At 64.8% G+C, this 21,325-nt stretch carries 20 protein-coding genes and 1 pseudogene; 12 read left to right on the top strand and 9 right to left on the bottom strand.

Annotated elements, in window-relative coordinates; genetic code table 11:
* Nucleotides 1-282 (top strand): annotated as a pseudogene (locus AB4099_RS13460) (HlyD family type I secretion periplasmic adaptor subunit); the annotation flags it as partial.
* A gap of 101 nt (nt 283-383) precedes the next feature.
* On the opposite strand, the gene AB4099_RS13455 reads toward AB4099_RS13460, so the two are convergent.
* Nucleotides 384-722, bottom strand: coding sequence for a hypothetical protein (locus AB4099_RS13455; protein WP_441478449.1), 339 nt, complete (start codon nt 720-722; stop codon nt 384-386).
* Nucleotides 723-1,167: 445 nt separating this feature from the next.
* Between AB4099_RS13455 and gspD the strand changes: the two genes are divergently transcribed.
* From gspD to AB4099_RS13405, 10 genes are all read left to right on the top strand, one after another.
* Nucleotides 1,168-3,447 (top strand): type II secretion system secretin GspD, encoded by a 2,280-nt coding sequence (gene gspD, locus AB4099_RS13450; protein WP_162768435.1) that lies wholly within the window; start codon nt 1,168-1,170, stop codon nt 3,445-3,447.
* A 51-nt stretch (nt 3,448-3,498) separates the two neighbouring features.
* Nucleotides 3,499-5,253, top strand: a complete 1,755-nt coding sequence (locus AB4099_RS13445) for a GspE/PulE family protein (protein ID WP_113518285.1) — start codon at nt 3,499-3,501, stop codon at nt 5,251-5,253.
* Nucleotides 5,250-6,470, top strand: a complete 1,221-nt coding sequence (locus tag AB4099_RS13440; protein WP_441478448.1) for a type II secretion system F family protein — start codon at nt 5,250-5,252, stop codon at nt 6,468-6,470. The genes AB4099_RS13445 and AB4099_RS13440 overlap by 4 nt, the downstream gene beginning before the upstream one ends.
* Nucleotides 6,467-6,925, top strand: coding sequence for a pilus assembly FimT family protein (locus AB4099_RS13435; protein WP_441478447.1), 459 nt, complete (start codon nt 6,467-6,469; stop codon nt 6,923-6,925). The genes AB4099_RS13440 and AB4099_RS13435 overlap by 4 nt, the downstream gene beginning before the upstream one ends.
* On the top strand, nt 6,906-7,337 hold the full coding sequence (locus AB4099_RS13430; protein WP_441478446.1) for a type IV pilus modification PilV family protein: 432 nt from the start codon (nt 6,906-6,908) through the stop codon (nt 7,335-7,337). The genes AB4099_RS13435 and AB4099_RS13430 overlap by 20 nt, the downstream gene beginning before the upstream one ends.
* Nucleotides 7,334-7,966, top strand: coding sequence for a hypothetical protein (locus AB4099_RS13425; RefSeq protein ID WP_113518281.1), 633 nt, complete (start codon nt 7,334-7,336; stop codon nt 7,964-7,966). Before AB4099_RS13430 ends, AB4099_RS13425 begins: the two co-directional genes overlap by 4 nt.
* Before the next feature lie 294 nt (nt 7,967-8,260).
* The gene (locus AB4099_RS13420) at nt 8,261-10,663 is read left to right on the top strand and encodes a multicopper oxidase domain-containing protein (protein WP_441478445.1); all 2,403 of its coding nucleotides are present in this window, start codon (nt 8,261-8,263) and stop codon (nt 10,661-10,663) included.
* Between the two features lie 67 nt (nt 10,664-10,730).
* Nucleotides 10,731-11,702: an SCO family protein gene (locus tag AB4099_RS13415; protein ID WP_441478444.1), complete on the top strand. Its 972-nt coding sequence runs from the start codon at nt 10,731-10,733 to the stop codon at nt 11,700-11,702.
* A 124-nt stretch (nt 11,703-11,826) separates the two neighbouring features.
* Nucleotides 11,827-12,762 carry a hypothetical protein gene (locus AB4099_RS13410; RefSeq protein ID WP_441478443.1) on the top strand — a complete coding sequence of 312 codons (936 nt, stop codon included), beginning with the start codon at nt 11,827-11,829 and terminating at the stop codon, nt 12,760-12,762.
* A gap of 24 nt (nt 12,763-12,786) precedes the next feature.
* Nucleotides 12,787-13,308 (top strand): prepilin peptidase, encoded by a 522-nt coding sequence (locus AB4099_RS13405; RefSeq protein WP_441478442.1) that lies wholly within the window; start codon nt 12,787-12,789, stop codon nt 13,306-13,308.
* A gap of 109 nt (nt 13,309-13,417) precedes the next feature.
* Here AB4099_RS13405 and AB4099_RS13400 read toward each other — a convergent pair whose 3' ends face one another.
* From AB4099_RS13400 to gspG, 4 genes are read right to left on the bottom strand one after another with little or no spacing between them, the layout of a single operon-like run.
* Nucleotides 13,418-13,969, bottom strand: coding sequence for a hypothetical protein (locus AB4099_RS13400; protein WP_441478441.1), 552 nt, complete (start codon nt 13,967-13,969; stop codon nt 13,418-13,420).
* Complete coding sequence (gene gspM, locus AB4099_RS13395) at nt 13,954-14,514, bottom strand: type II secretion system protein GspM (protein ID WP_441478440.1); 561 nt, start codon at nt 14,512-14,514, stop codon at nt 13,954-13,956. Before gspM ends, AB4099_RS13400 begins: the two co-directional genes overlap by 16 nt.
* A 1-nt stretch (nt 14,515) precedes the next feature.
* Nucleotides 14,516-15,613, bottom strand: a complete 1,098-nt coding sequence (locus tag AB4099_RS13390) for a PilN domain-containing protein (protein WP_441478439.1) — start codon at nt 15,611-15,613, stop codon at nt 14,516-14,518.
* Nucleotides 15,610-16,263, bottom strand: coding sequence for a type II secretion system major pseudopilin GspG (gspG, locus tag AB4099_RS13385; protein ID WP_441478467.1), 654 nt, complete (start codon nt 16,261-16,263; stop codon nt 15,610-15,612). Before gspG ends, AB4099_RS13390 begins: the two co-directional genes overlap by 4 nt.
* 400 nt (nt 16,264-16,663) lie before the next feature.
* Between gspG and AB4099_RS13380 the strand changes: the two genes are divergently transcribed.
* Nucleotides 16,664-17,221 (top strand): peptidylprolyl isomerase, encoded by a 558-nt coding sequence (locus tag AB4099_RS13380; protein WP_441478438.1) that lies wholly within the window; start codon nt 16,664-16,666, stop codon nt 17,219-17,221.
* A gap of 112 nt (nt 17,222-17,333) precedes the next feature.
* Here the strand turns inward: AB4099_RS13380 and AB4099_RS13375 are convergent, their stop codons facing one another.
* The 4 genes from AB4099_RS13375 to argH are packed head-to-tail and all read right to left on the bottom strand — an operon-like array spanning nt 17,334 to nt 21,267.
* Complete coding sequence (locus tag AB4099_RS13375; RefSeq protein ID WP_069877090.1) at nt 17,334-18,164, bottom strand: ABC transporter substrate-binding protein; 831 nt, start codon at nt 18,162-18,164, stop codon at nt 17,334-17,336.
* Between the two features lie 21 nt (nt 18,165-18,185).
* Nucleotides 18,186-18,965, bottom strand: coding sequence for an amino acid ABC transporter ATP-binding protein (locus AB4099_RS13370; protein WP_069877089.1), 780 nt, complete (start codon nt 18,963-18,965; stop codon nt 18,186-18,188).
* Nucleotides 18,962-19,855 (bottom strand): amino acid ABC transporter permease, encoded by an 894-nt coding sequence (locus AB4099_RS13365; protein WP_113518271.1) that lies wholly within the window; start codon nt 19,853-19,855, stop codon nt 18,962-18,964. The genes AB4099_RS13370 and AB4099_RS13365 overlap by 4 nt, the downstream gene beginning before the upstream one ends.
* Nucleotides 19,852-21,267: an argininosuccinate lyase gene (gene argH, locus AB4099_RS13360; RefSeq protein WP_441478437.1), complete on the bottom strand. Its 1,416-nt coding sequence runs from the start codon at nt 21,265-21,267 to the stop codon at nt 19,852-19,854. The genes AB4099_RS13365 and argH overlap by 4 nt, the downstream gene beginning before the upstream one ends.
* Nucleotides 21,268-21,325: the final 58 nt, after the last annotated feature.

The raw sequence follows: 21,325 nt of genomic DNA, 5'->3' as shown, positions 1-21,325 counted from the left end.
GCCCGCCTGCGCTTCTCCGCCTTCGCCAAGAACGCGACCCCGGAGCTGCCGGGCAGCGTCAGCCATCTCTCCCCGGCCACCACCCGTGACCCCACCACCGGCGTCAATTTCTACACCGGCGAGATCCAGATCGACGGCGATCTCGTCGCTGCGCTCGGCGACCGCAAGCTCCAGCCCGGAATGCCGGTCGAGGTCTTCATCACCACCGAAGAGCGAACCGCGCTGTCATTCCTGACAAAGCCCTTCGCAGACCATGCCAACAGGATCTTCAAGGAACGCTGAAGCAGAGCCGACACGAAGGAGCTGTCTGGGGCATCGCTTCAGACAGGCGCGGCCCGTGACCACGATTCCATGGTGGCGAGGGCGCCTTAGCAGGCCCGTTTCTAACCGGACAGCCCGGCCAGGCCATCACTCTCGATGTCGCCACGCAGAGTTGCCTGGCTGAGGCTTTGCACGGCAATGACGGCCTCCAGGCGATTGCGGGCGTGGAGCTCTTGCATCAGCAGCGTCATATAGCCTTTCACGGTCCTTTCGCTCAGCGACCCGGCACTTGCGATCCCCGGTTTTGCTTGCCGCTGGAAAGCAGCCTGACGATCTGATGTTCCCGGGCCCTGGAGTTCGGAATCGGCACTGGTCGCGTGTTGCAGGGTTTGTGCTTCAGGACGCGGATGATCCGGGCTGCGAAGCAGGGGAAACGAACAGCTCGCCGCAGCGTAGCGCATCGATCGCCGTACACAGTTCCTCCGTCGCGCTGGATTTCAGCGCGTAGCCGCTGATGCCGGCATCAAGAAGTTCGATGGTGAGTTCGGTATCCGTCTAAGTGGTGAAAACCAGGATCTTCGTTGCTGGCGAGCCCGAGAAACATCGGGCATCTCTTCTGCTGCGGGCTTCCGGTTACTGTCCCCTATTTGTTTTCGCGTGCGTTGCCTGCAGGGAAAAAGCTCGAAGAGCCCATGAATACGGCCCGAGACACTGTTGCATAAACGCTGATTATCCAAAGAATAAGATGATGTCTGATCGAATTTAATTGGAATCGAACGAATCGTTCGCCAAACTCGCGGAGAGTACCAGCATAGCGTTGCCTACCTCATTGTCAGTAGTTGGCAGGACATGGCTCGTACAACCGTAGATGGCAGGAAGCCTCGTCTCTCGGAAAGCCGCAGATGCATGGCGTTGGCTTTGCTTGGGGCGCTGCTGCTGAGCGCCTGCCAGGAAACCGGGTTCGTCTCCTTCGAGAAACAGGTCAACGCCACTCACTCGACGCGTTCTGTCGATGATGACGGCAAGAAGCGCCCCTTCGGACCCTATGCGAGCCTCCCCGATCCGAGTGGCGCCGGGCCGGCGCAAGCCAGCAAGGTCTTTTCAGGAGGAGAATTCACGGGCAATCCCGACCAGTCGCGGATGCCAAGCCCACTCCGGCACGAATCCGGGGGGCAGACCTATACGCTCAATCTCGTCGACGCCTCGGTCACCGAAGGCGCGAAGGCCGTATTGGGAGATATCTTCAAGGCGAGCTTCACCGTCGATCCGAAGATCGAGGGCCGGATCACAATTCAGACGACCAGGCCGGTCGACAGCGCCGGCATCGCGGAACTGTTCGAGGCCTCCCTGAGGACTGTGGGCGCCGCGATCGTCCAGAACGGCAATATCTATCGGGTCGTGACGGCCGATCAGGCGGCGATGGGGGCGAGGCTCGGGGGCTCGGATGGCGGCCAGCAGATCGGGAACTCGGTCAAGGTCGTGCCGATGAGGTACATCGCGGCGACGGAAATGAAGCGCATCCTCGAGCCGATCGTATCGTTCGGCGGGGTGGTGCGGGTCGACACATCCCGCAATGCACTGCTGATCTCGGGCACAGCCCAGGAGATGACGTCCATCGAGGAGGCCATTTCGGTCTTCGACGTCAACGCGATGAAGGGCATGTCGTTCGCGCTCGTCCCGGTCCGTGGCGGCGAACCCGATGCCATCGTCGACGGGGTCAATCGCATCTTCGCATCGAATGCCGAAGGCGCGATGAGCGGCATGGTCCAACTGGTGCCGAACGCGAAGCTCAAGTCCATCCTGATCATGGCGAGGCAGCCGCAATATCTGCGCGAGGCCCAGCAATGGGTTCGCCGCCTCGACGATCAGGCCGCCGGGCCGCATCGCGAAATCCACAGCTACGTGCTCCGCAACCGGCAAGCCAAGGAACTCGTGGAGGTCCTGAACTCGATCTTTGCCAGCGAGGTCACCGGCGGCGGCGATGCAGGCAGGCGCGGCGGGCAGAGGGTGCGCAGCTCCGAACCGGACGCAGCTGGCGCGGGCGGCCAGGTGGTCCAGGCCACCGGATTCTCAGGGGGCGGCGGCACGGGCGGTGACCGATTCTCGGGCGCCTTCGGAGGCAGTGCGCCGCGCCGCAGCTTCGACATGTTCTCGGGCCTGCCCATTGGCGGTTCGACCCTGGCCACGGGAGGTCAGGAGAATGGTGCTGCCGCCGAACCGGCCGCGACAGGGTTCGGGGCGGGCGGGCCCGGCGGCGAGCCGCGGATCAAGGTCGTGGCCGACCCCGCGCAGAATGCGCTTCTGATCCTCGCCTCCCAGGAAGACTATAAGCGGGTGGCCCGGGTCATCGCCAATCTCGACATCGTTCCCAATCAGGTCCTGATCGAGGCGACGATCGCCGAGGTGACGCTGAACGACGACCTCAAATTCGGCGTCCGCTGGTTCCTCCAGAACCAGCGTGGCAATCAGACGGGAACCTTTACCAATGCGATCGACGGGGCCATCAGCGCCGCGTTCCCGGGCTTCTCCTACGTTTTCAGGGCAGCCCAGGCCAATGTTACGATCAATGCGCTCGCCGAGGTCGGGCGGGTCAACGTGCTCGCTTCGCCGAGCCTGATGGTCGTCGACAAGAAGACCGCGACCCTGCAGATCGGCGATCAGGTGCCGATCACGACCCAGTCGGCGGTGAGCGTGCTGACGCCCGGCGCCCCGGTCGTGAACTCGGTCGCCTATAAGGACACGGGCGTGATCCTCAACATCACGCCGCGGATCAATGAATCCGGCCGCGTCCTGCTCGATATCGAGCAGGAGGTCTCGACCGTGCAGAGAACCACGACCTCCGGCATCGATTCGCCCACATTCGGGCGCCGGCGGGTGCGCACCACCGTGGTCGTCAATGATGGCGAGGGCATTACGCTGGGCGGCCTGATCCAGGACAGGACATCGCGGGTGGCGACGCAGGTTCCGGTCCTTGGCGATATCCCGCTGCTCGGCAATGCGTTCAAGGACAAGCGGGATCAGGTCGAGAAGACCGAGCTCGTCATCATGCTGACGCCGCGCGTCGTGCGGGACCTGAACGAGGCGAAGGCGGTCACCGACGAATACCGGCGCAAGGTGGAGGCCTTTGCCCCGACGCGCAATCCCGGTCGTGTCGTGATCCAGAACGCGAAGCGCGTGCTACGATGATACGGAGATCATCAGGGCGATCTCCGGCACTGGGCTTCCCATGGAGGGAGCATGACCGAGCACGCTCGAACCGCACTGGCAGAAAACGATCCGCATAGCCGATCGTTTTCGGAGAAATTCGGAGCATTCCTGCTGTCGCAGGGGCTTCTGGATGCGACATCGATTGGCCGCGCCCAGCGCGCCGCGGCGACCGCCGGAGATCGCTTCGACCTCGTTCTGGCCAAGCTCGGCATCATGTCGGAGGCGGATCTCGCGCTCAGCCTCGCACGGTATCTCGGGCTTCCGCTCTACGCGCCAGGCGACGAGGGGCTGCAGCCGCTTCTTACCGACAGGCTGCCGCCCTCCTTCGTGATTCAGAACCGGATTCTGCCGATCCGGCTGGAGGCGGGCACGCTGACGCTCGCTGTCGTCGACCCGCTTGACCAGATGCCGCTGGATTCGGTGCGTTTCGTCGTCGACCATGCGATCCGCCACGAGGTCATCACGCTGGCGGAGTTCGAGCGGCTCGCCGCGGTGCTCTATGGCGAGATGAGTTCGGCCGAGGCACTGGCGGCGCCGGTTCACGCGGGTGAGGATCCCAGCGAACACGACCTGCAGCGGCTGCGCGACAGCGCCAGCGAGGCGCCGGTGATCCGCCTCGTCAACCAGATCATTTCCGCTGCCGTCGATGCCCGCGCCTCGGATATCTATGTCGAGCCGATTGGGAATGGGCTCTCCGTCCGGTACCGGATCGACGGCATGCTGCGCGTCACCGAGGAGGTGCCTGCACGGCTGCGGGCCGCCGTCATCTCGCGCATCAAGATCCTGGCGAGGCTCGACATCGCGGAACGCCGCCTGCCGCAGGACGGGCGCATCAAGCTGGCCATCCGCGGCAATGACATCGATTTCCGCGTCGCCACGATCCCGACCATCGACGGTGAGACGGTCACTATGCGCGTGCTCGACCGCAGCCGGGTGAAGCTCGATTTTTCCAGTCTCGGTTTCGAGCCCGCTCAGATCGCGGTGCTGCACCGGGTCATGGAGCAGCCGAACGGGATTATCCTCCTCACGGGCCCGACCGGTAGCGGCAAGACGACGACGCTCTACACCATGCTGAAACACGTCAATCGCCCGACAGTGAAGATCTTCACCGTCGAGGACCCGATCGAGTATCAGCTCGCTGGCATCAGCCAGGTGCAGGTCCAGCAGACCATCAACCTCGATTTCCCGGCCTGTCTGCGGGCCATCCTGCGGCATCACCCCAACATGATCATGATCGGCGAGATCCGTGACACGGAGACCGCCCGGATCGCCGTGCAGGCGTCGCTGACCGGCCATCTCGTCTTCTCGACCTTGCATACGAACAGCGCCGCCGAGACGGTGACGCGCCTGATCGACATGGGGATCGAGCATTTCCTGCTCGGCTCGACCTTGCGCGGGATCATGGCCCAGCGGCTGGTGCGGCGCTTGTGCACCGCCTGCGCAGAGCCGCACGAGGTCGCGCACGAGATCGCGGAGCAACTAACTGAAACGGTTCCGGCACTTCGCCAACTCGGCGCGCCGAAACTGCTACGGCCCCACGGCTGCGAGAAATGCGGCTTCAGCGGGTTCCGCGGCCAGCTGTCGATCGCGGAGCTACTGGTCGTCGACGATACCGTGCAGCGGGCCATCCTGCAGCGCATGCCCGCGATCGAGATCGAGCGCATGGCGCGCAGGGCTGGCGGAGGATCGATGTATGAGGACGGCGTCGCCAAGGCCTGGCGGGGCCTGACGACGGTCGAGGAAGTGCTGCGCGTGACGACCGCGCTGACGGTGGAACAGCCATGAGGTTCCACTTCGAGGCATTCGATGGAGCGGGAAACCTCATCGAAGATGATGTCGAAGCCGCGTCGACGGACGAGGCGCGCGACATCATTCGCGCTCGCGGCGTCACCCCCTACGAGGTCCGGGCCTCGGGAGGAGGGGATTTCCTGTTTCGCGAGATCAGCCTGGAGCGCGGCTCGCGGCGGATCAACGACGCGCAGCTCGCGCGCCTCGCCCGCGATCTCGCCGTGCTCCTGCAGGCGGGCCTGCCGCTTGACACCGTCTTGCGCATCGCCTCGACGACCACGGAAGAGCCGCGGATGCGCGCGCTTGCACTTCAGTTGATGGAGGGGGTTCAGCAGGGCTCGACGCTGGCCGAGATCATGGAGGGAATGCCTGGCCGCTTCCGGCCCGAATATATCCGCATCGTTCAGGCGGGCGATGTCGGCGCCGATCTCGGCGGCGCCATGCAGGAACTGGCCGAGCTGCTCGACCGGCGTGTCGAGATCAGGAGCCGGATTCGTTCCGCCATGGCCTATCCGGCCCTCTTGGTCTGCCTTGCTGCGGTGTCGATCTCAATCGTTCTGGGACTGCTGGTCCCGGCCGTGACGCCGCTCTTTCTGGAAAACGGCATGAAGCTGCCGACGGTGCTCGCAGCCATGGAAGCGGTTCGGCAGAACGGGGCGTGGATCATGGGCCTTGCCGCTGCGGTACTGATCATTGGCGGGTTGGGCATCATCGCGGCCCGGCGCAATACCGCACTTCGGATCAAGCTGGACAGGCTCTACCTGTCTCTCCCCGTCATCGGGCGCATTTCAGAACTTCGCGAGGCGGGGCGTTTCACGCGCACCCTCGCAACCCTGGTCAAGGCCGGTGTTCCGCCACTGCAGGCGCTTCAGGCCTCCTGTCCCCTGGTCAAGAACCAGCATACCCGCGAGCGGCTTGACCGGGCCGTCACGGATGTCCGGGCGGGCGTCAGCATCGGCGATGCGGTGTCGGCAGCCGAGGCGCTGCCTCCCGTGGCTCAGCAGATGATCACGGTCGGCGAGGAAAGCGGGCGCTTGCAGGACATGCTGCTGCGCGCAGCCGTGATCCTCGAGCGCCAGGAACAGGTCCGGACCTCTCGCGCGCTCGCGGCGCTGACCCCGGTCATCACGATTTTCGTTGCGGGCATGATCGCGGTCATCATCTTCTCGGTGATGGGGGCTGTGCTCTCGATCAATGAACTGGCGTTGCGATGACCGGCACAGGACGCGTCCTACCGGCCAATGCAGGCTTCACGCTGATCGAGGTGCTGATTGGCCTCGCCATCCTGAGCCTCGCCGTGACCATGGCTGCGCCTCTCCTCAGGCGTACGCCATCGCAGGCCCAGGTGACCGCCGACGCGACCCGCCTGGCGGCTGCGCTTCGCGTTACTCGCGCTGCAGCCATGGCGCAGAGCCGGGACATGCTCTTCCTGATTGATGCGGACCGGCGTACCTACGCCTCACCCGTGATCGGTGAAACGCAAATGACGCCCCGTACCAGCATCGATATGGCGCTGGCCGAGGCCGAGCGGCGCTCCGCCAGCGTCGGCGGCATCCGGTTTCTGCCGAGCGGGCGCTCGACCGGCGGCGACATCCATTTGCAGCTGAGCCAGGTCGCAGCGCGCGTTCGAGTCAGCTGGGCCACCGGCAATGTCACGCTCGATCAATAGGGCCCGGAGCGAGGGCGTCAGCAACGCAGCCCAGGCGGGCTATACGCTGCTCGAGTTCCTGGTCGCCTTTGCGATCCTGGTGGTCGTCCTGGCCTCGCTCCTGACCGCCTTTGCCGTGGCGATGCGCGGCGACCGTCAGGCCAGCTTCCTGACCTTCGCGACGCTGCTCGCCAGGAGCAAGCTGGCATCTGCCGGGCAGGACTTCCCCCTGCGGCCGGGAACGACGGCCGCCAGGTTCGACAATGGTTATGAATGGCGTGCGGTCGTACGCAGCTATGGCTCGGTCAAGCTCGGCGAGAACCGGCAGGTCGAGAGCCTGTGGGTCGACGTTACCGTCTCCGATCCCGTCAGCAATGGCACTCGCTCCGTGACCTTGTCGTCCCTCGAAATTGCACCGAGGTCCGGGCCATGACCGAAGGCTCGCATTCCGGCGACCGGACCAGTGGCTTCGTCCTTCTCGAGGTGCTGGTCGGGCTGGTCCTGCTCTCCCTGACGCTGGGGCTCTTCGCGTTGACGCTGAGCTTTGCGAGCAGGGTCGCCGAGGCGGGGCGGCTGCGCGACCGCGGCGCCGAGATCGCCGTCGGGGCGGCCGCCATCTCCGGCTGGCTGGCCGGCGCGCTGCCACTCGTTCAACCGCGTGCGACGGAGCGGCCGCTGGTGATGTTCGAAGGTCTCGCCGACAGGGTGTCTTTCGTCACCTTGAGCAACGGAGACGCGCAGGCAGGGGGAATACTTGCGATCACGATTGCGAGTGAGAACACCGGGGCGCAGGGCGCCGGCGCCCTGGTTTTCGGCTCAGCGCTGATGTCGATTGGTGCCGCCGCGTTGTCGGTCCAGAACACGGGAGAGGTCCTTGCACGGGGCGTGGTTTCGGCCACATTCAGCTATTTCGGCTCGCTGGAGGAGGGGGCGCCGGGGCGCTGGCATGATGAATGGAAAAATTCCGAGCGGCTCCCACGTCTCGTCAATCTACATGTCAGGGTTATTGTCCAACGTAGGTTGGAGGATTTTGAGCTCAATTTTCCTATTATTCCAGAGTGATATGATTGTTCTTGCTCATTGGCATGAAGATCTCGTTGCAAGGTCTGTATTGGCTGTGCAGTTTTCGGTTTGAGTATGAATTTCAGTCTGTGTTTTGAACCGTTTCAGTGACTTGGCCGTTCCGTAGAATCTCCCCAGCCGCAATCGTTTTCAGGCAAGACAAGAGGGTCGTACGACCAAGGTCACGGACTTTGGTTCCATGCGCGAACCGACCTTCGCCCCTTCAGTCGCCTCCGCCTGAAAACTAGAATTCCTCCGATATTTTGCTCGTTTTCAGCACGGAGGGAGGCGGTTGTGTATCTTCCACGCGAAACCACTGGCGTCCGGTTGAGAGAAGCTCGGCGGGCCCTCGAAAACCGGCTCGAGATCGTCAGGGCCCTCTCGGTGGGCCAGATCACCAAACGCGACCTGCTGCGATGGGGCTTTTTCACCGCCGGTGGGCTGCTGATCGCGAAACATGGGCTCAGTCCCTTCGCCAAGAGCGCCTATGCGCAGGTGCCGACAGGGGCGCCACGAAGCCCCATCTTTGGCGCGGTCAGGTATCACGACGCCATGCGGCGGCCCGAAGTCCAGAAGCCGGTCCCGCTTCTGCGCATGTCGAATGGCGACGCCGCCTGGCAGTTCGCGGGGGGAGGGCAGGAACCGCCAGCCAGGAATTTCTCGTATCACACCGATTTCAGCAATTCCCGTGGCGCTGTGTACCGCAATCCGGTGACCGGGGTCGGACCGATGGAAGGGCGTCCGCCCGGTGAGTTCTTCGCGCATCAGCGCTGGGAGGAACTCTATCCCCAAAAGGGCTATCTGCTGTCGATCGGGCAGGCCAGGCCTGGCAACAAGTTCTGCGACGGCATGCCCGACCAGAACCCGAACGCGATGTGGAGCTTTGGCTCACGGCAGCCGGGACAAGCCGGCAATATGGCGGGCACGCGCAACGGTCTCGGCATGCCGATCCTGATCAAGGCGCGTTATGGCGAGCCGGTCCTGACCCGGATGTACAATGATCTCCCGGTCGACAGGGCGGCCAATGGCGGCTTTGGCCGGAACGAGATCTCGATCCATTTCCACAACGCCCATAATGGCGCCGAAAGCGATGGCGCCTGCAACGCCTTCCACTTCCCCGGGACCTTTTATGACTATCACTGGGGAATCACCATGGCGCGGCGCGACATGCCGAGCCTCTGGCCGACGGGCGACCGCGACTATGTGCGCAAATGCTCCGGCCCCGACGACGGCGATGGGCTCGTCCCCGTTCCCGGAGATTTCCGGGAAATCCAGGGCAGCCTCTGGTTCCACGACCACCGCTTCTTCTTCACGGCCGAGAACGTCCACAAGGGCATGTTCGCGCTCTGCAATTTCTACAGTGGGCCCGATCGCGGGCGGGAGGATCTCGACGACGGCATCAACCTCCGGCTGCCGAGCGGCGCGCAGTTGAAATGGGGCAATCTCGACTTCGACGTCAACATGGTCATTTCGAACCCTGCCTTTGACGCCGATGGCCAGTGCCGTTTCGACATCTTCGACACCGACGGCTTCCTCGGCGACATGCTTTGCGTCAACGGCACCTACTATCCGCATTTCGAGGTGCTGCCGCGACGCTACCGTTTCCGCTTCCTGAATGCGTCCATGTCGCGCTTCATCAAGCTCGCACTGGGCGTGAACAAGAGCTCACGGTTCTCGCAAGGCACGAAGGTACCGTTCTACTTCATCGCCAATGACGGCAACCTGGTGGTCAACCCGATTCTGCTCACCGAGCTGGACGAGCAGGGCGTTGCGGAGCGCTACGACATCGTCGTCGATTTCTCGGCCTTTGCGCCGGGTGACAGCGTCTTTCTGGTGAATCTGCTGGAGCAGACCGACGGACGCAAGCCCAAGGGCGCCGTCTCCATGGACAAGGCCTTCAAGGGCCGGGATGACGACCCCTGCGTCGGCCCGATCCTCGAATTCAGGGTCGTCAGCCAGGTCCAGAGCGTCGACAACCCCGGCAAGGTCTACAACGCCAATAATCCGATCGACAAGGATCGCAGCGCCAACTTTGCCGATCCCGAGTGGAGGGCGGGGACCAAGACACTGACCGCGCAGATTCCGATCGTCGCGCCGGTTCGCGAGCGGGTGATCGAGTTCGGCCGGTCGGGGGACGGCGATTCACGCGGGGCGGACGGGCAGTGCATCCCCGAATGCGGAGACATCAAGGCCTTCCCCTGGAGCATCAAGGTCAATGGTCAGGCGGCGCACACGCTCAACGCCAACCGTATCTCCGCCCTCATTCCAAAGCCGGGAGAGGTGGAACACTGGACGCTCGTCAATGGCGGCGGCGGCTGGGACCATCCCATCCACCTCCACTTCGAGGAGGGCGTCACCATGGACCGGGGCAGCCTCTCCATTCCGGATACTGAAAGGCTCGTGCGCAAGGATGTCTGGCGCCTGCGGCCCTCGGGCAAGGTGAAATTCCAGGTGCGCTTCGGTGAGTTCGGCGGCGCCTATGTGAACCATTGCCACAACACGGTTCACGAGGATTTCGCGATGCTGCTGCGCTACCAGCTGCTCACCCCGCCGCCCGGGGACCCCAACTACAAGGGGCAGCCACACTATGTGCCGACGATGACGCCGATCCCGACACCCAATGGCGTGGTCTGGAAACAGCCCGAGATTCTGCCGGAAGGCGATCCGAGGTCTGTGAAAGTGGCTTCCAAGACCTGAGTAGGCGCAACCGCCCGAAGGTCGGGCCGAAGTCGAGACCGCCTTCGTTACGATAAGGGGACCGTTCATGCTGAGGCGACTTTTTGCGATCAGCGCCGTTCTTGCACTGTTTGGAAGTGTCGGTGGCAGCATTGCGGCCCCTGGCGGCTCACCCTGGGGTCCGGGCTACCTGCCCAACGTCCCGGTCATCACGCAGGACGGCAAGACGCTGCAGTTCTACGATGACGTCATCAAGGGCAAGATCGTCGTCGTCAGCTTCATCTATACGACCTGTCGAGACATCTGCCCTGTGATGACCGCGCGCCTGGCGCAGGTGAAGGACAAGCTCGGCGACCTCGTGGGCAGTCGGATTTTCTTTGTCTCGATCAGCATCGAACCGGAAGTCGACACTCCCGACAAGCTCAAGAACTATGCCGAGGTGTTCCAGACGGGGCCGGGCTGGGTCTTCCTGACCGGCAATCCCGCCGACATCACCGTGCTCCGGCACAAGCTTGGCGAGAGAAGCCGCAAGGTGTTCGAACACCGCAGCGATATCATGCTGGGCAATGACGTGACCGGCGAGTGGGCCAAGGATTCGGCCTTCAGTGACCTGAACACGCTGGCCATGACGATCAAGTCGATGGATCCCGACTGGCGCAACCAGCTGGGGAAAGCCGAGTCGGCTGCGGAAGGCGGCGCGGCCGCGCGTGGCGAGCGCCCGATCGCGGCCACCTCGACCGGCTTGCCGGGCCAAGCCCTGTTCATCAAGGCTTGTGCTTCCTGTCATACCATCGGCAGCGGCAAGCGCGTCGGCCCCGACCTACAGGCGCTCACGGCTCGCCGGGATCGCGACTGGATTGTGAACTACCTCATCGAGCCCGACCAGATGCGGGCCAAGAAGGACCCGATCGCGCTCGAGCTGTCGGGAGCGTACAAGATCCGCATGCCGACGCTCGGCCTGTCGAAGAATGATGCGGCGGATCTGATCGCCTATGTCGACGCCATGTCCTATGTCTCTGCGTCCAACAAGAAAGACCCTCATGCGGGGCATCGTCACTGACCTGCATCCTGCGTGCCGGTGGTTGCCTGCCGATGGCCCGCAACCACCACTCTCGCTTTGGGAATGACATTTCCGGAGGGCAGCGCCACAGTTCCTGGGTCCTTGCCTTGGATTCGGGCGGCAGATGATGAGAGCACGGCCGAGCCGCTATCCCCATCGTCTGCCTGCGGGAAACCCAAGGGCAGCGGACCGCGCGGAAAGCCGCAACGATAGCGGTTTTGCGTTGCTCGTCGTGATCTGGGCGACCGGGCTCCTTGGCCTGCTGTTCATGACCTACATCGTGGCGGCGCGCTATCGCGCCATCGAGGCCGCGAGCCTGTCGCAGCATGCCCGTGCCGAGGCGATGGCGAGTATCGGCATCAAGATCGCGATCCTCGATCTCCTCTCCGGCACTTCGCAGGGGCGGGCTCGCACTGGCCGCTTCAGTGCTGACGGTTCGCCGCTGGGCTGCAGTCTGGGCGATGGCTGGACATTGGCGATCTCCGTCGCGGACGAAGGCGGCAAGGTCGATCTCAACACCGCCAACATGGAACTGGTCGATGCCCTCATCCGAGGTGTGAGCGCGAACGGCGAGGCGGCAGCCCTGATCGTGCGGAACATCAGGGGATTGCGCGAGCTCTCGCAGGACACGGGCAGCGCGGCATCCGGGAGCTCCTCCTCGGTACGGGCGCTGAAATCAGTGTTCGAGCTCAATCAAATTCCCGGTGTGGGCCGCGATCTGTTTCAGGCGCTTCTCCCCTTGGTCACCGTCAATTCCGGCAGCACCGGGTTCGACCCCACCGTCGCCCCTCTTCAACTGCTTGTGGCCCTGGCGCCGGGGGGGGGCGCCCTGTCGCGGGAGGTGGCCCGACGGGACCTGCCGGCCCTCTACATCTCTGAAACGGCAGGCAGGGCTTTCCTGATCGGGAGCGAGGCGTTGACCGGTTCCGGTGTGCGCGTCGCGCGCCACGCCGTCGTGGAGATCTCGCAGGACCTGCCGACGGGCTATCGTATCCGCGAATGGCGTGAAGGGGCGCCGCGTTCGGATGCTGACGCTGGCGGGCGAATGTCGCCATGCTGAAGCATCGTCTCTAGGGGCTGGGAGATGCCGGATCTCGCTCACCTTGCGGCACTCGCGGTTCTCGCCGGGCTGATCTGCTACGCGGCCGCGGTCGATCTCCGGCAGATGATCATTCCCGATCCGGTCAACCTGGCGATCTTCGCATCGGGGATCGCGGCATCTTTCCTTCTCGGTGTGACCGATCCGGTCTCGGCGTTCGCCGGGGCTGCGCTCGGAGGTGGTGGTCTCTGGCTCGTGCAACGGGCCTTTCGGGCTTATCGCGGCTATGACGGCCTCGGGCTCGGCGACGTCAAGTTCGCGGCCGCAGCAGGGACCTGGACCGGCATGGAGGGCCTCCCCTTCGCCCTCGTCCTGGCCTCGCTCTCGGCCTTGCTTTACCTGCTGGCGCGCCGCTTCCTCGATTCGAGTTTCGATGCCCGGCAGCCACTGCCCTTCGGTCCGTTTCTGGGGCTGGGCGTCGCGTCGGTCGCGGGCTTTGCAATCCTGACCGGTGCATCGATGGCCGAGATCATCGATGCCTGGCTCTGGCGGTTTCACGGCGGCTAGAGCATCGGCCCGAAAAGTGGAGCGCGGTTTTCAGGACAGTCGATGCGATCAATGAAGGTTGGAGCATCAGAGCGGATACAATGTCCGGTCCGAAGATCCAGCGGAGCGCTCAGCGCGTCATCGTCGCCGATTGGCCCTGCGCGCGGGCGTGGAGAGGCAGCGTCACCTGCCGTGCTCCACGGGCCAGCGTCACCATCTCCGGATTGATCGATGCGACGACCCACCCCTCATCGGTCGCTTCGCCCAGGGCGAACCAGCGCCCGGCTTCGCGCAACTGTCGGCGCAGCAGCGCCTTGCTCAAGCCGGAGGAGACGACGACCCCCCCGATCAGATAGTTCGGCGGTGGTTCGAAGACCGGGCTTGCGACCGGCTCTGGCAGGGGAGCCCGGGCGACGACACGTGCCGGCGGCCGCCTGCTGGGTGAGAACAGCGGTCTCGTATTCAACATGCCGGGCTGATAGCGCGGCGACTCGGCCGGCGGAGCGAGCGCATCGCTCGTGATCGATGCGGCCTTCGTCACCGCGGAAGCGGGCGGGGGATCGATTGGGCCCGCAAGGCTCCGCCACGCGAAGTTTCCGGCGAAGACCGTCATCGCGGCAAGGCCTGCGAAGCCTGTCGTCTTGGCGAGGCCAGTCCTGCCGACGCTCAGCCCTTTGACCATCGCGTCACCCCATAGATCTCGATCGTGACGCCCAGTTTGTTGTCGATGGCCTCTGCCTCGCTCGGCGCTGTCAGTTTGGCGTTCCGGATGAAGAAGAACGAAGAGCCGTCTTCGAGACTCGACAGGACTTCGGCGATACGTGGCGTCGCAGCGGTGAACTCGACCCTCGCTCCGATCATGCGGTGTCCGGACCAGTTGCGCGCCGGCAAGGTTGCCACCGAATTGAAGCTCACCGCGTGCTGATCGGCAACTTCGCGAAGCCGGGTCAGCAGGTCGGCGGTCGAAAGGCTCTCGGTATCGCCCTGGAGAAAGCGCCGCCTGGCCCCATCGACATCCTCAGGGCGCAGCGCTGACAACGACTGCCTGCGCGCGACAGCCGAACCGAGATGCTCGATCATGACGGCGTTCTGGGTGATCTGGGTTTCCTGATCCCTCAGGATCTGGAGCGCGGGGTCGATCATGAACAGATAGATCCCCGCCAGGATCAATCCGTTCGCGGCGACGAAGGCGATGAAACGGGTCCAGCTCTTGATTTGTCGCCACATCTCATTTGCCCTCCTCGGCTGGGAGACGGGCCTGGCGCAGGGTGGCGCGGAGCGAGAAATTCTCCTTGCCCGTGCTGCGGTCGAACACTAACGGGCCGGAAAGGGTCGCATTGTGCAGGATCGGCGATTCCTCCAGCAGCTTGATCAGGGCCGGAGCCGCGTCGGAATAGCCGGTCGCGCGCAGAGTGGTGCCGGTGATCTCGAGTTCCGTCAGGAAGGTTGAATCGGGAAGGATGCGGGAAAGCTCGTCCCAGACCTGTACGATGCCGGGAGTGCTCCGCTGCGCGGTCAGCCGCGAGACGTCGTCGGCGAGCCCGAAGACGGACCTGAGGCTTTCCGTTGACTGCTGGGCGGGCCCGGAGATCTCGGCAATCTCCGTCTCCATGCTCTTCAGGAGCTGGGCCTGTCGCCAGGCGAGGGCGAGATACCCTGTCACTGCGCCGAGCACAGAGAGCAGCACGAGCGCGATGGCGATCCGCTTGAACCAGGGAGACGGCCTGTGTGGCTTCTGCGCAAACGGAACCGATGCCGGAGGCAGGCCTTCGAAGGCGGGCCCCTCCAGCGTCGCGATCTCGGAAGGAGCGACAGCCAGGCGCGCCAGCATTTGATCGAGCACCGCGCGGGGAAGCAGCAGATAACGCAGCTCCAGCTTGCTGGCGGCTGCGCCTCTCAGATCATAGCCGACAAAGACCTCGTCCGGCTTCAGCGGGGTCTTCCGGGCGATGTTTTCCCGAACGATGTCTTCGGCACGGACCTGAGCACGCCGTGGGATGACGAGGGACTGAGCGATGGCCTGGGGAGCCGACAGTACGAACCGAATGCGGCTGCTGGGCGCGAACGAGGCTGCCCGGTCCTTCCAGCGATTGAGCACGCTGCGGCTGTATTCAGCCCAACTTGCCCGCTCGGTGAACAGTTCCCGGTTATCCCAAGCGAAGAGCGTGATGCTGACGTGATCCTCGGCAGGGCGGATGACGAGCCGCAGGAGGCGTTCGGGCTTGGCCCAACTGCGGAGCGCATCGGGAAGCGATGCGCGGAGCTCCTTGGCCCAGAATTCCGCGACGGAGGCGATCCCGGAACCCAAGCGTCGGGAGCCGCTCATCGGGTCACGTTTCCGCGCTGCGAGGAAAGCTGCCTTTGAGCCAGGCTATCCTCGCCCCCGCCCGGCCGGTCATTGCCGGCAATGGTGATCGCGAAGCCGCGCCCATCATTCTGCACGGCATAGCCATAGGGCCGGCCCCATGGATCGCGGGGAACAGTCGAGCCCTTGAGATAGGGGCCGTTCCAGGATCGCAGATTCGACGGTGCCGCGACCAGCGCCTGGAGACCCTCCTGTTCCAGCGGGTAGCGGCCGTTGTCGATGAAGAACAGTTCCACCGCGTTCGAGAGCGTTGTGGCCTGGATGCGCGCGGTCGAGACCTTGGCGTCGGTGAGATAGCCGACGACGCGCGGGCCGATCAGGCCGACGACCAGGCCGATGATGCTGAGGACGACGAGCACTTCGACGAGCGTGAAGCCGGCCTGGCTTCGCCCCTTGTGCTGATGGCGGGGCGCCGCAGCCATCCCGCGGGGCGGTTGGTGCAGCGGCCCTGCTGAAGTCGGGGGCTTGAGGCGATGCGGTTCCTGATGATCGCCTCGTCCCGCAATCGCAACCGTCGCCGCCGGCGGGCTTGCCGATTGCGACCCCGGTAGCCAGCCAGACCGCAGCTTCGCTGCACTGGCGAGCATGGTGGCACGCATGCTGTCTGTCATCTTGGTCACGCCATCCCCCGCAGTCGAAGCCAGGCCTGAGGGCGTTTATGGCGGCAACGCCGCCACGACGACCAACCTGGCGCACGGGCCGGGGAAACGCCTCGACGCGCTGGAGCCAGGCCCGGCGGAGGCTATTCGATGCGTGAGGAACAGGCGCCGTATCACGTTAAGCGCTCCCTTCCGTGGTCGCTGATTATATCCCTCCTCGCCAGCGGTTTGGAACGGACCTTGGTCTGACGAGCTGGCCCGCACGCTCCCTCGAAACGTCGGATGAAACGCTTGCCCAAATAGGCGGGACCGATGGTTCCGGCGGACAGGCCTCTGCGCGATACTGGCGCCCCGATCGAGTCGTCTGGCCGCGTCCATGCAACTCGATCTGAGTTCAGCGGGACAGAACGCAATGGCAGGTCAGATGGCCGATGAGGCACTCGTTCAGGTCGAGGTCGAGACGCCGGAGGGGGCGTTCCTCCTCGCCATCGACGCGGCGCGTGCGCCGCTGACCGCCCGGAACTTCCTCGCCTATGTCGATGGCGGGCTCCTCGACAATGCGTCGGTCTATCGGATCGTGACGCTGGCCAACCAGCCGCCAGCGACGGTGCACAAGATCGAGGTCATCCAATGGGGGTGGCCGGCGCCCGCCGACGAGCGCGAGCCGCCCCTTCCGCCCGTGCCGCATGAGCCGACCTCGGTGACCGGGCTGCGCCATCGCGACGGCACGCTCTCGCTGGCGCGGCTGGCGCCCGGCACCGGCGGCCATGGCTTCTTCATCTGCATCGGCGACCAGCCCGAACTGGATGAAGGCGGCGGCCGCAACCCGGACATGGCGGGTTTTGCGGCCTTTGGGAAGGTGATCGCAGGGCGCGACACGATTCAGCGCATTTTCGCACAGGCCGAGCCGGTCGAATATCTGGAGAGGCCGATCCGGATCCTGCACGCGCGGCGCCGAATACAGACCTGAACCCGGCATTCCTCCATCAAAGCAGATCGCCCCCGCGAACAGGGTTCGCGGGGGCGATCTGGGACTGTTCTCCGGCCGGACCATGCAGGCCTCGGACAAGGGCTGAAGGGGCTTACTCGCCCTGGTTCATCACGATCGGCTTCAGGACGTTGCTGGGCAGGCCGTATTTGGCGATCAGCGCGTCATAGGTGCCGTTCGCCTGGAGACGATCGAGCGCACCCTTGACCGCATCGCGCAGCTGCGTGCCCTCGGCGGTCTTCGGGAAGGGGATGCCGGTCAGCGAACGGGTGAAGGGCGTGCCGAGCGGCACATAGGTGTTGGGCTCGAGCTTCTGATTGTGGCTCATCGTCTCGCTGCCCTGGACGCCGCCCTGCAGGCGCTGCGTCTTGAGCTGCGTGCGCGCATCGACCGAACCCTCGGTGCCGACGACGTTGATCGCCGGCTTGCCCTTGGCGACGCAATTGGCCTCGCTCCACTCGCCGATCTGGCGGGGCCAGTTGGTCGAGCGGCTGGCGCCGACGCTCTTGCCGCAGAGGTCCTCAGGCGTCTTGATCGAGCCGGCAAGCGCGGTGACAGTGTAGAACTGGGCGCCCGAGACCATGTAGTCGATGAAGTCGGCAGTCTCGCGACGGGCCGGCAGGTCGCTCATGCCGGCCATGACCATGTCGACGCGGCCGGTATGCAGCGACGGCAGCATCTGGGCGAAGGCGGTCTCCTGCCACTCGGCCTTGACGCCGAGTTCCTTGGCGATGGCCTCGCCGAGCTCGTAGTCGAAGCCGGTCATCGTGTTGGTGGCCGGGTCCTTGTAGACGATCGGCGCATAGTTCGGCTGGGTCGCGATGATGATCTTGCCGGCGGTCTTGATGCGCTCCGGCAGGGCCTGGGCCTGGGCGGACAGCGCGGTGGCGGCGAGCAGCGTCGCTGCCAGGGTGAAACGAAGCATCGGGTTCTCCTTTTTGACCGATTATTTCAGAACGGCGGCAATGAAGTCGCGCGTGCGGGCCTGTTGCGGCGCCACAAGAACGGCATTGGGTGGGCCGCGTTCGACGATCTCGCCCTTGTCCATGAAGACGACGTCGGTCGCGACCTCGCGGGCGAAGCCGAGCTCATGCGTGACGACGATCATCGTCATGCCGCTGGCGGCGAGATCGCGCATCACGGCGAGCACTTCGCCGACGAGCTCGGGGTCGAGCGCCGAGGTCGGCTCGTCGAACAGCATCAGCTTCGGCTTCATCGCCAGCGCCCGGGCGATCGCGATGCGCTGCTGCTGGCCGCCGGAGAGCTCGATCGGGTAGGCGTTGCGCTTTTCGGAGAGACCGACGCGGGCGAGCAGCTTCTCGGCCTCGGCGATCGCCTCCTGGCGTGGCCTCCTCAACACCGTGACCGGGCCCTCGATGATATTCTCGAGCACCGTCATGTGGTTGAACAGGTTGAAGCGCTGGAAGACCATGCCGGTCGAGAGGCGCTGGCGCGCGATCTCGGCGTCGCTCAGCTCATGCAGCTCGTCGCCCTTGATGCGATAGCCGATCAGCTGGCCATCGACCCAGATCGCGCCCTGGTCGATCTTCTCGAGCTGGTTGATGCAGCGCAGCAGGGTGCTCTTGCCGGAGCCCGACGGCCCGATGATGCACTGCACGGTGCCGGGCGCGATGGTCAGCGAGACATTGTTCAGCGCGCGCAGGTCGCCGAAGCGCTTGGTGACGTTGGCGGCGGCGACGATCGCGTTTGCAGGGGAGGCATTCATGCTCCGGCCTCCTCGACGATCCGCGGCTTGGTCCGGCGGTCTCCGCGCCCCTTGGAGAAGAAGCGCTCCAGGAAGAACTGGCCGATCTGCAGCAGTGTGACGACGATCAGGTACCAGCCGGCAGCGACGATCAGGAGCTCGATGACGCGGGCATTGGCATAGTAGATCGTCTGCGCGTTGCGCAGGATTTCGGAGAACTGGATGACGCTGGCGATCGAGGTCAGCTTGACCATGCTGATCACCTCGTTGCCGACCGGCGGGATGATGACACGCATCGCCTGCGGCAGCACGATGCGCCTAAGCGTCGTCAGCCGCGTCATGCCGATCGACTTGGCGGCTTCGGTCTGTCCGACATCGACGGAGAGAATACCGCCGCGCACCACTTCGGCGGTGTAGGCGCCCTGGTTCATGCCGAGGCCGAGCAATGTCGCCATGAACGGGCCGATGACGTCGATGGTGCGCCATTCGACCAGGCCGGGGATGCCGATCGTCGGGAAGACCAGCGCCAGGTTGAACCAGAGCAGGAGCTGCAGCAGCAGCGGTGTGCCGCGGAAGAACCAAATGTAGAACAGCGCGACGCCGCGCAGCACCGGGTTCGGCGACATGTACATGATGGCGAATATGACGCCGAGCGCGACGCCAAGCGCCATGGCGCAGACCGTCATGATGATGGTGTTGACGAGCCCGCTCAGGATGGCGGGCGCGGTGAAGAACTGGCCGACGACCTTCCAGTCGATCTGGCCTTCGGCGAAGGCCTTCATCACCCAGGCCAGGACCAGGATGATCAGCGCGGCGGCGACCCAGCGCCCGTAATAGCGGCGCGGCACGAGCTTCAGCCCGGCGATCCCGGCAAGGTCACGCCCTATTCCAATTCCGACTGCGCTTGTCATCGCTGCGCTCCGCGGGTCCATATGTCAAAATCCGCGAGCCAGCTGCGGAACCGGGTGATCTGTTCGGCAACGCGCGCTGGTGCGGTGCCGCCAAAGCCGCTGCGGGCGGCCACCGCGGCATCAAGGGTGAGACAGGCCCTTACATCCTCACCAAGGCGCGGATCAATGGCGCGGAGCTCGATCGGCTCGAGTTGTTCGAGCTCGCGCCCCATTTCCTCGCAGTAGCGGACCAGCGTGCCGGTGATCTCGTGAGCTTCGGCAAAGGGCACGCCCTTGCGCGCGAGATAATCGGCGACCTCGGTCGCCAGCGCGAAGCCGGTGCCGGCTTGTGCCCGCATCACCTGCGGATGCGCCTCCATGCTGGCGATCAGCCCAGCGAAGGCCGGCAACACCTCGCCCAGCACGTCGACGGCATCGAACGCGGTGCGCTTGTCCTCGGCGAGGTCGCGGTTATAGGCGAGCGGCAGGCCCTTGAGCGCGCCGAGCATGGTGACGAGGTCGCCGGTCAGCCGCGCCGCCCGGCCGCGCGAGATCTCGGCGATATCCGGGTTCTTTTTCTGCGGCATGATCGACGAGCCCGTGGCGAAGGCGTCGTCGAGCGTGACCCAGCCGAACTGGCGCGAGGTCCAGAGCGTGACCTCCTCGGCCAGCCGCGAGAGATTGGTCGCGAGCATGGCGGCTACGAACAGAAATTCCGCGACATGGTCGCGCGCGCCGACGGCATCGACCGAGTTTTCGCAGGGCGCGTCATAGCCCAGCGCCTTGGCGCTGAGTTCGGGCGTCAACGCGATCGCCGAGCCGGCAAGCGCCGCCGCGCCGAGGGGCGACTGGCCGGAGCGGCGCTCCCAATCCTGCAGGCGCGAGGCGTCGCGGGCGAGAACCTGGCCATGCGCCATCAGCCAATGGCCGAATGTCACGGGCTGGGCGCTCTGCAGATGCGTGAAACCCGGGCAGACCGAGGCGGCGTGGGTTTCCGACTGGGTCGCGATGGCGTCGAGCAACTCGGCCAGCATGGCGCCGATCAGCCGAACCTGCTCGCGCAGATAGAGTTTCAGGTTGTTGGCGGCCTGGTCGTTGCGTGAGCGGCCGGCACGGAGCTTGGCCCCGGCGTCGCCGATCCGGGCGATCAGGACTCGCTCGACGAAAGTGTGGACATCCTCGTCATCGGCGCTCGGGCTCAAGGTCCCGGCCTGGACCTCCTGCGAGATGGCTTCGAGCGCGGCGATGATCGCCTGCATTTCGGAGGCGGTGAGCAGTCCTGCCCGCAGCAATTCCGCCGCATGGGCCTTGCCGCCGGCGGTATCCTGAGGGGCGAGACGGGCATGGGCACTGGCGGCGCTGGAAAGCCGCATCAGCCGCGGATCCGGCTGCTTGCGGAAGCGGCCGCCCCACAGGCGTGTCGTCTGGTTCATCGCTCTCCCCTTTGGTCTTTTGCAAAGACTGCCTCTTGACCCGGCAGCCAGCAAACGA

The organism is Allobosea sp. 2KB_26, from assembly GCF_052115715.1.
In the GTDB taxonomy this organism is placed as follows: domain Bacteria; phylum Pseudomonadota; class Alphaproteobacteria; order Rhizobiales; family Beijerinckiaceae; genus Allobosea.
This window is presented reverse-complemented; position numbering and strand designations above follow the sequence as displayed.